At 69.4% G+C, this 9980-nt stretch carries 4 protein-coding genes and 2 pseudogenes; 5 read left to right on the plus strand and 1 reads right to left on the minus strand.

All coding sequences use genetic code 11. From position 1 onward, the window contains the following. Positions 1-8 precede the first annotated feature (8 nt). From TsocGM_RS19870 to TsocGM_RS19890, 5 genes and pseudogenes are all read left to right on the plus strand, one after another. Positions 9-494 (plus strand): hypothetical protein, encoded by a 486-nt coding sequence (locus tag TsocGM_RS19870; protein WP_126727211.1) that lies wholly within the window; start codon positions 9-11, stop codon positions 492-494. Between the two features lie 219 nt (positions 495-713). Further along, on the plus strand, positions 714-1634 hold the full coding sequence (locus TsocGM_RS19875) for a hypothetical protein (RefSeq protein ID WP_126727212.1): 921 nt from the start codon (positions 714-716) through the stop codon (positions 1632-1634). Between the two features lie 502 nt (positions 1635-2136). Further along, positions 2137-5073 (plus strand): efflux RND transporter periplasmic adaptor subunit, encoded by a 2937-nt coding sequence (locus TsocGM_RS19880; RefSeq protein ID WP_126727213.1) that lies wholly within the window; start codon positions 2137-2139, stop codon positions 5071-5073. Beyond that, positions 5066-9055, plus strand: coding sequence for an efflux RND transporter permease subunit (locus TsocGM_RS19885; protein ID WP_126727214.1), 3990 nt, complete (start codon positions 5066-5068; stop codon positions 9053-9055). Before TsocGM_RS19880 ends, TsocGM_RS19885 begins: the two co-directional genes overlap by 8 nt. Before the next feature lie 246 nt (positions 9056-9301). After that, positions 9302-9796 (plus strand): annotated as a pseudogene (locus tag TsocGM_RS19890) (DUF1549 domain-containing protein); the annotation flags it as partial. Between the two features lie 66 nt (positions 9797-9862). Here TsocGM_RS19890 and TsocGM_RS27210 read toward each other — a convergent pair. Beyond that, positions 9863-9980, minus strand: a pseudogene (locus TsocGM_RS27210) (IS5/IS1182 family transposase); the annotation flags it as partial.

Below are 9980 nucleotides of genomic sequence, written 5' to 3' on the forward strand. Positions count from 1 at the left end.
GAGTGCCGATGCCAACCCGTCCCCGCTCCGATCGCCGTCGTCCCTTCCTGATCGCCCTGGTCGCGATCATCGGGATGACCTGCGCGGCCGGTGCCGCCTCGGCCTGCTCGACAGCGATTCCCGAGCCCGGGGCCTCCTGCCCGATGGGAGACTCCTCGGGGGGGTGCTGCTGCTGCTCCCCCGAGCCATCGGCCGTCGTCGATCGCGTGACGTTCGGCGATCCCGAAGCCCTCGATCACGCTCCGGCCCCGCTGCGTTCCCCGTCCTCCTCCTGCCGGTCGTGCGTCTGCCCGTCCAACGGGCCGGCAGCTCCCGCCTCTCGCCAGGAATCGAGGAGATCCGAGGGGCGCCCTTCCTCGGCGTCCTTCTCCTCGCTCTCCGCGATCCTCCCCCCCGACCTCCTCGACTCCGATCCAACCCGCCCGGTCCCCTCCGTCGCCACCGGGCCTCCTCGCGTGCCGATCTACCTGCGCACGCTCCACCTCCTGAACTAAATCCGATCGACCGGGGCCCCTCCGCGCCCTCCTTCCGGAGCGGCCGCGTCCGACCAGCCTCGAGGACGCCCCTCCCCGGGCCGACATCCCTCCTGCGCATCCGTCCCGATCCGGGACGATCGCGCCAGGCTCACCGTCCGATCGGACCTCGACCCCCGAGGCCGACCGATCGATCGACGTCATCGGATTCGTTCTCTTTGTTCAGGAGCACATTCGATCATGGCATCTCGCACGATTCTCCGCTTCGTGGCGGTGGTGGCATCCGCCGCGCTCTCCCTCGCGCTGCGTCCCTCGCCGGCCCTCGCCGGGCTCCCGGAGAACGGCGTTGCCCCTCAGCACGGCGGGACACTCGCCCAGACCGAGCGCCACCGCTTCGAGGTCGTCTTCGAGCCCGGCGGCCTCCGCGTCTATCCCGTTGGCGACGACCTGGCCCCCGGCGCGGTGGCCGGACTGAAGGGCCGGGCCTACGTTCTGCTGCCGGGAGCCTCGCAGTACTCGGCCCCCATCGAGCTCCGGCCGGTCGCGACCGCTCCGGAGGGTCCCCCCGATGCCCTGGCCGCCGAGGCGGACCTCGCCGCCCTGCCGGCCGAAGGGACCCGAGTCACGCTCCAGGTCTGGAAGCTCCCCGACCCCGCCGAGACGACGGCCCAGTTCACCCTCCCCCTCGTGATCGCCAGCCCCGCCCCCATCATCGCGGTCGAGGCCACCGAGGAGGACCGCCTTGCCGTCTTCGCCCAGGAGACCTGCCCGGTCAGCGGAGCGGACCTCAAGGCCATGGGCGGCCCGATCCGGGTCACCCGGGGCGACTCCGATCGGCTCTACCTCTGCTGCCGGGGCTGCCTGCCCAAGGTCGAAGAAGCGCCCGACCGCTCCTTCTCCGCGGTCCTCACCGCCTCCGGCGCCACCAAGGCCGATGTCGAGGCGGTGGCCGCTCAGGGAACCTGCCCGATCAGCGGTGAGAGCCTCGACAGCATGGGAGGCCCGATCAAGCTGGCCCGCGCCGGCCGGTCCGTCTTCGTCTGCTGCGCCGGCTGCATCCCCGCCGTCAAGGCTGACGTCGACACCTACCTCGGCGCCGATCCCGGCAAGGCTCCCGAGCCCGTCGAGCACGACGAGCACGACCACGGCCCGAACGGCTGACCTGCTCCTCCTCCGTCGGCCGGGGCCTCCCCGCCGCCGATCGGTCCGGCCGGGCCGCGCGACCCTCCCGATGTGTGTTTGAGCCCCGCTCGGGGGGACTCGTGTCGGCCCGGTCGGGCCGATCGGCGGCGGCAGCCCGGGGTTCCCGGCCGCCCGCTGGCGTTCGTATTGATCGAACCAGCATCCGAAGCAGACCATCCCCCGATCCTCGTCGAGACGTCGTCCGCTCCCTGGCGGGATGAACTCCCCGGCCTCGGCTCCCGGGCCTCGGGGATTGGTCGTCGTCCTCGACGGGTTCGTCCGGTTCTTTCCTTCGAGCGGTTCGCCCTCGTCGGGGCGTCACCTGACTCCGGCCCGCTCCCCCGCTTGCGGTGGCAGGGGCATCTCGGGCCGGGCCAGGGGGGCCGCGACCGGTCGAATCGCATCAGCCCATCGAGATCGGCTCACGATCCACCCCGATCGAACGATCTGACGCCCGCTCCGGGCGTGCCGGAGGTGCCCCATGCCTGATCACGTCCCGAACGCCGAACGCCCCACGGCGCCCCTCCCCGAGCCGCGACCGCGCGGGCGGGCCTCTCGGATCATGGGAGGCCTGGGGACGACCGTCGCCGTGCTGGGCGCCCTCGGCCTGGGGATCGGCCTCGGCCGGTCGCTCCTGGCGCCCGAGGGAGGCGGCCCCGACACCGAGGGGCCCAGCATCTCGTCCTCCGGGGCTGACGGAGCAACCGTCTGGACCTGCTCCATGCACCCTCAGATCCGGCAGCCCAACCCGGGCGACTGCCCCATCTGCGGCATGGACCTCATCCCCGCCGCCTCCTCCGCCGGCGATCAGGCCGAGGGACTCCGAGCGGTTTCCATCAGCCGAGAGGCCCGAGAGCTGCTCGACCTGAAGGTCGCCCCCGTCGAGCGCCGATACGTCACAGCCACCGTCCGCATGGTCGGCAAGGTCGACTACGACGAGACCCGCCTCGGCTACATCACCGCCTGGGTTGCCGGCCGGCTCGACCGGCTCTTCGTCGATTACACCGGGGTCGAGGTGCAGGAGGGGGACCACATGGTCTCCATTTACAGCCCCGAGCTCTACAGCGCCCAGGCCGAGCTGATCCGGGCCCGCCAGGCCACCCAGCAGCGTCGGACCTCGCCCGGCATTCTCGGAGCCGATCGCCTGCTCGAATCCGCCCGGGAGAAACTCCGTCTCTGGGGCCTGACCGAGGGGCAGATCGCCGAGATCGAGGCGAGCGAGGAGCCGTCGGACCATCTGACCATCTATGCCCCGATGTCCGGCATCGTCATCGACAAGAATGCCCAGGAAGGCATGTACGTCGACACCGGAACGCGCATCTACACCATCTCCGATCTCTCCGAACTCTGGGTGAAGCTGGACGCCTACGAGTCGGACCTGCCCTGGCTCCGCTACGGCCAGGAGGTCGAGTTCACCACCGAGGCCTACCCTGGCGAGGTCTTCACCGGCACCATTGCCTTCATCGACCCGGTGCTCAACGCTCGGACCCGCACGGTGAAGGTCCGCGTCAATGTGCCCAACCCCACCGGCAAGCTGAAGCCTGATATGTTTGTCCGAGCGGTCGTGCGCGCCCAGGTCGCCACGGCCGGCCGAGTCATGGACGCGGGGCTGGTCGGCAAGTGGATTTGTCGGATGCACCCCGGCGTGGTGAAGGAGACCGCCGGCGACTGCGACATCTGCGGCATGCCCCTGGTCCGCACCGAGTCGCTCGGCTACGTCTCCGCCGCCGCCGCCGAGTCGGCCGAGCCGCTCGTCGTGCCCGCCTCCGCCGTGCTCAAGACCGGCACTCGAGCCGTCGTCTACGTCGAACGTCCCGACGCCGAGACCCCCACTTACGAGGGCCGAGAGATCGTCCTCGGCCCTCGAGCCGGCGACTTCTACATCGTCCGAGCCGGTCTGGAAGAAGGTGAACGTGTCGTCACTCAAGGAAACTTCAAGCTTGACAGCGCCCTTCAAATCGCCGCCAAGCCCAGCATGATGAACCCCGACGGCGGGATGGCGGGAGGCGCCGAACACCGGCACGGTGGCGGCCCCCCTTCCGGCAAAGGGGCCGAGGCCCCTGAGGACGCCGCACCGCCGATCCCCCCCTCGGTCGCTTCCCAGCTCTCCCGCGTCCGCTCGGCCGCCGCGAAGGTCGCCGAGGCGGCCGAGTCCGGCGACCGAGAAGCCATCCGCTCCGCGTTGCGGACCGTCGAGCAGGCCGTCGACGCCGTCGACGCCACCAAGCTCGACGGGCACGCCGCCATGCTCTGGAAGGAGCTGGCCATGAGGCTCCGGAATGATGCCGTCGACGGCCGATGGGCTCTCAGCGACCCCCGCATCCGGGACGCCGTCGACCGCCTCACGTCCGACTCGGCCCTCCTCGCCGGCCGCTTCGGCCTCTCCGACACTCCCGCCTCCCTCATCGCCTCCGGCCCGTTCGATGCCCCTGACGCCTTCCGGGAGCAGCTTGCCCACCTCTGGGAGGCCTACCTCGAGGCCCAGGGCGCCCTGGCCTCCGACGACCCGGACGCCGCCCGATCCGCTGTCGCCTCGGCCGAGCAGGCCCTGAAGGATGTCGAGATGTCCCTGCTCGACGGCGAGGCCCACCAGACCTGGATGGCCGCCCTCCCCGAGATCGCCGACGCGCTGGAGTCGATGGCGGCCGCCTCCGATCTCGAACACCTCCGCGCCGGCTTCGGGGCCTGGTCCGAGGCCATGCCGGTCGTCATCACCGCCTTCGGCCTTCCCGAGTCGGCCGGCCCGGTCTACCAGCTCTTCTGCCCGATGGCGTTCGACAACCTCGGCGCCGCCTGGCTTCAGGCCGATGACCAGGTGCGCAATCCCTACTTCGGCGCTGCGATGCTGACCTGCGCCACCGATCTCTCGAAACTCTGGGCTCCCCCCCCCGACGAACCGGCCGCCCGCCGTCTCGTCGAGCTCCCCGACGCCTTCCAGGAGCAGCTTGCCCACCTCTGGGAGGCCTACCTCGAGGCCCAGGGCGCCCTGGCCTCCGACGACCTGGAGGCCGCTCGTGCCTCCTCCGGCTCGATCGAGACGGCGATCTCCGCCGTCGACCCCTCCGGCCTCGACGACGAGGCCCTCGCGGTCTGGGAGCGCGAGCGGCCCAACCTCCTGGCGGCCGCCTCCCGCATGGCCTCGGCCGAGGGGATCGAGCCCCTGCGAGCCGGCTTCGCCCTGCTCTCCGAGGAGATGCCGGTCATCCTCGAGGCCTTCGCCTTCGACCCCGGCGGCGAGTTCTACCGCATGCACTGCCCGATGGCCTTCGACGGCCGAGGCGCCGCCTGGCTCCAGGCCGGCGAGCAGCCCCGCAACCCCTACTTCGGCGCCACGATGCTCCGCTGCGTCGACCAGGTTGAGCCCCTCGCCCTCGGCAACTCCCCGGCCTCCCCCGAGGAGGGCCCCGCCCATGAGTGACCCCCGCCCTTCCGTCCCTCCCGGGCCGGCCTCCCGAGCCTCGATCCTCGACCGGATCATCCGCTTCTGCCTGGAGAACAAGCTGGTCGTCGCCCTGGTCGTCGTCGCCGTGGCGGTCTGGGGGGCGATGGTCGCTCCCTTCGACTGGGACCTTGGCCCCCTCCCCCGCGACCCCGTCCCCACCGACGCCATCCCCGACATCGGCGAGAACCAGCAGATCGTCTTCACCGAGTGGATGGGCCGATCGCCGCAGGATGTCGAGGACCAGATCACCTACCCGCTGACGGTCAACCTGCTGGGCATTCCCGGCGTCAAGACGATCCGCAGCTACTCGTTCTTCGGCTTCTCATCGATCTACATTGTCTTTAACGAGGACATTGAGTTTTACTGGTCCCGATCCCGGGTCCTGGAGAAGCTCAACAGCCTCCCCGCCGGCACCCTGCCCGAGGGGGTCCAGCCGGCCCTTGGCCCCGACGCCACCGCCCTCGGCCAGATCTTCTGGTACACCCTCGAAGGCCGGGACCCCGACGGCAACCCCGCCGGCGGCTGGGGCCCCAACGAGCTGCGCACGGTGCAGGACTGGTACGTCCGCTATGCGCTGCAGTCGGCCGAGGGGATCAGCGAGGTCGCCTCGATCGGCGGCTTCGTCCAGGAGTACCAGATCGACGTCGACCCGGACGCCATGCGCGCCTTTGGCGTCACGCTCGATCAGATCTTCAACGCCGTTCGGATGTCGAACGTCGACGTCGGCGCCCGAACGATCGAGGTCAACAAGGTCGAGTATGTCATCCGAGGCCTCGGCTTCCTGGAAACGGTCCAGGATATCGAGGAGTCGGTCATCGCCCAGTCGGAGAACGTCCCCGTCCGCGTGAAGGACGTGGCCACCGTGACCCTGGGCCCCGCCCTCCGCCGCGGCGCCCTGGACAAGGCCGGGGCCGAGGCCGTCGGCGGCGTGGCTGTCGTCCGCTACGGCTTCAACCCGCTCGAGGCCATCCGGAACGTCAAGGCCAAGATCGCCGAGATCGCCCCCGGCCTGCCCACCACCGTCGACATCGACTTCGATCGGGTCGGCCGAGACGAGGTCGAGGCCTTCGCCAAGGCCCACGGCTTCCGCGCCTTCGATGGCGCCGGCCCCGACGAGGACGCCTGGCTCTCCTGGCTCCGCTCCCACCCCCGAGACGACTGGCCCGACTGGGCGACCACCAGCCAGGTGACCGTCGTCCCCTTTTATGACCGCACCGGCCTGATCCACGAGACGCTCGGCACCCTGAACACGGCGCTCGTCGAGGAGATCCTCGTCACGATCATCGTCGTGATCGTCATGGTCATGCACCTGCGCAGTTCGTTCCTCATCAGTGTGCTGTTGCCCCTGGCTGTGCTCATGTGCTTCATCGCCATGAAAACGTTCGGCGTCGACGCCAACGTGGTCGCGCTGTCCGGCATCGCCATCGCCATCGGCACGATGGTGGACATGGGCATCATCATCTGCGAAAACATCCTCAAATACCTTGACGAGGCCGACCCCGAGGAGCCCCGCATCGAGGTGATCTTCCGTGCCTCCAGCGAGGTTGCCTCCGCCGTGCTCACGGCCGTGTCGACGACCGTGATCAGCTTTTTGCCCGTCTTCACCATGATCGGCGCCGAGGGGAAGCTGTTTCGTCCGCTGGCCTTCACGAAGACGTTCGCCCTGATCGCCTCGGTGATCGTGGCCCTGACGATCATCCCCCCCGCCGCTCATCTCCTGTTCACCGGTCGGGTCGGCTCCCGGAAGCCGCGGATGTTGTTCGCCATCGGGTTGATCGCCGCTGGGGCGGTGGTCGGCGCCGAGTTCTTCTGGTGGGCCGGGGCGATCCTCGCCGCGCTGGGCACCTACCGGCTGGCCGAGCCGATCCTGCCGGCCCGGGCGCGCCGACTCGCTGTCTACGCGGCCAACGCGGCGGCCGTGGCCGCGGTCGGCGTGGTCCTGACGCGGCACTGGGAGCCCCTCGGGGTGGATCGTGGCTTCCTCCGCAACCTTGCCTTCGTGTCCGCGCTCGTCGGCGGCCTGCTCGGAGGATTCGTGCTCTTCCAGACGGTGATCTACCGGCCGCTCCTGCGCTGGTGCCTTGATCACAAGGTGCTGTTCCTCTCGTTACCCACGGCCGTCGTCCTGCTCGGCGCCTCGGCCTGGCTCGGGTTCGATCGCGTCTTCGCCGTTGTCCCCTGGGCCGTCGCTCGGGCCGGAGGCGACGCCGAGGGGGTCCGCCTCTCGAGGCCCTGGGTGACGCTCCGCCACACCTTCCCCGGCCTCGGCCGCGAGTTCATGCCCCGGCTCGACGAGGGCTCATTCCTCTGGATGCCCACCACCATGCCCCACGCCTCGATCGGCGAGGCTATGGACGTGCTCCAGCTCCAGGACACGGCGATCAACGCCATCCCTGAGGTCGACCTGGTCGTCGGCAAGATCGGCCGCGTCGAAAGCCCGCTCGACCCGGCCCCCATCTCCATGATCGAGACGATCGTCTCGTACAAGCCCGAGTACATCACTGACGAGTCCGGCCACCGCATCAACTTTCGTTACGATGAAAATACCGGAGAATTCGTTCGGGACGAGCGCGGCCAGCTCATCCCCGACCCCTCCGGCCGCCCCTTCCGCCAGTGGCGAGACGAGATCCGCAGCCCCGACGACATCTGGGACGCCATCGTCGAGGCCGGCACCATCCCCGGCTCCACCTCCGCGCCGAAGCTCCAGCCTATCGAGACGCGGCTCGTCATGCTCCAGACCGGCATGCGCGCCCCGATGGGGCTGAAGGTCTACGGGCCCGACCTGGAGACGATCGAGCGCCTGGCACTGGAGCTGGAAGGGCTGCTCAAGCAGGTTCCCAGCGTCGAGCCCTCCGCCGTCATCGCCGATCGGGTCGTGGGGAAGCCCTACCTGGAGATCGACATCGACCGCGAGGCGATCGCCCGGTACGGCCTGATGATCCGGCAGGTTCAGGACGTCATCGAGGTCGCGATCGGCGGGAAGCGCATCACCACGACCGTCGAGGGCCGCGAGCGCTACCCGGTGCGCGTCCGATACCTCCGCGAACTGCGCGACCAGATCGAGACGCTTGGCCGCATCCTCGTCCCCGCCCCCGACGGCACCCAGATCCCCCTGGAGCAGCTCGCCGAGATCCGCTACGTCCGGGGCCCCCAGGCCATCAAGAGCGAGGACACGTTTTTGGTCGCTTATGTCCTGCTCGATAAGAAGCCCGGCCATGCCGAGGTCGACGTCGTCGAGGACTGTCAGCGCCTGCTGGCGGAGAAGATCGATTCGGGCGAACTCGTCCTTCCCGCCGGGGTCAGCTATCGCTTTTCCGGCAGCTACGAGAACCAGATCCGGGCCCAGCGGACGCTGTCCGTCGTCCTGCCGTTGGCGCTCTTCCTGATCTTCCTGATCCTGTACTTCCAGTTCAAACAGGTGCCCACCACCCTGCTCGTCTTCTCCGGCATCGTCGTCGCCTGGGCCGGCGGCTTCCTGATGATCTGGGCCTACGGGCAGGACTGGTTCCTTAATTTTGATGTGTTTGGAATCAACATGCGTAACCTATTCCAGGTTCACACGATCAACCTTAGCGTCGCCATCTGGGTCGGCTTCCTCGCCCTGTTCGGGATCGCCTCGGACGATGGGGTGGTCATCGCCACCTACCTCGACCAGAGCTTCGGCGCCGCCCGGATCGACACCGTCGAGGACGCCCGGGCCGCCACCCTCGAGGCCGGCCTCCGTCGCGTTCGCCCGTGCCTGATGACCACGGCGACCACCATCCTCGCCCTGATCCCCGTGCTCACCTCCACCGGCCGGGGCTCGGACATCATGGTCCCCATGGCCATCCCCAGCTTCGGCGGGATGCTCATCGAGGTGATGACCATGCTCGTCGTTCCGGTCGTCTACTGCGCCGTCAAGGAGTTCAAGCTGCGAACCGGCCTCCGCGACGAGCTCTTCGCCGAGGGAGCCCGCTGACCCGTCGGGCCGGCCCTGGGATCCCTCCCGAGCGGCGATCGGACAAATTTCCATGGTCATCTGAAACCTCCCCGTCCGTACCCCTGTATTCAGGAAAAGACGCCGCCCGGGAGGAGTCCTGGGACCTTCGCCTCCCCCGATCGATTCCAAGGGAGCAGGCCGCCGATGCGACTCGCCAGGGATCTCCCGTTCCTCGGCCTCGTCCTCGTGATTGCCCTCGGCCTCGGTGCGGTCCTGCTGCCGCCGATGTCCCCCGGCTCCTGGCCCGAGGACCGTACCGACCTTGGCCGCTCCGCCCCCGCCGACGTCGTCAAGGCCGTCGACGTCTCCTTCCGGGGCCGTTGGGAACGCGAGGGCATCCTCCCCGCTCCCCGGGCCGACGACCTGGCGATCATGAGACGGCTGTCGCTCGCCCTGACCGGCTCGATCCCCTCGCTCGAGGAGATCCGGGCCTTCGAGGCCCGTCCCCCGGACCGCCGGGTCGCCGAGTGGGTCGACCTGCTGCTGGAAGACCGCCGGTCGGCCGACTACCTCGCCGAGCGGTTCACCCGGGCGTTCGTCGGCACCGAGGCCGGGCCGTTCATTGTCTTCCGGCGCCGGCGGTTCCGCTCCTGGCTGAGCGACCAGATCCTCGAGAACCGCCCCTTCGACGGGATCGTTCGCGACCTGATCGCCAGTGACGGGCTCTGGACCGACCGCCCCGCCACCAACTTCCTGACCGCCACCTACGACCCGGAGCGAGAGATCCCCGACCCCGATCGCCTCGCCTCCCGGTCCGCCCGCGCCTTCCTCGGCCTGACAGGGAGTCTAGAAAGTGAGTTTCCTGACCAGCCGTCGGGCCATGAGGTGGATCATCGCCAGCTTGACGAACGCCTCGCTGCTGGCCGTCGTCCCCTCGTAGTCCTTGCTCAACCGGCGGCTCCGC

Origin of the sequence: Tautonia sociabilis, from assembly GCF_003977685.1 — a bacterium.
Classification (GTDB): Bacteria; Planctomycetota; Planctomycetia; order Isosphaerales; family Isosphaeraceae; genus Tautonia; species Tautonia sociabilis.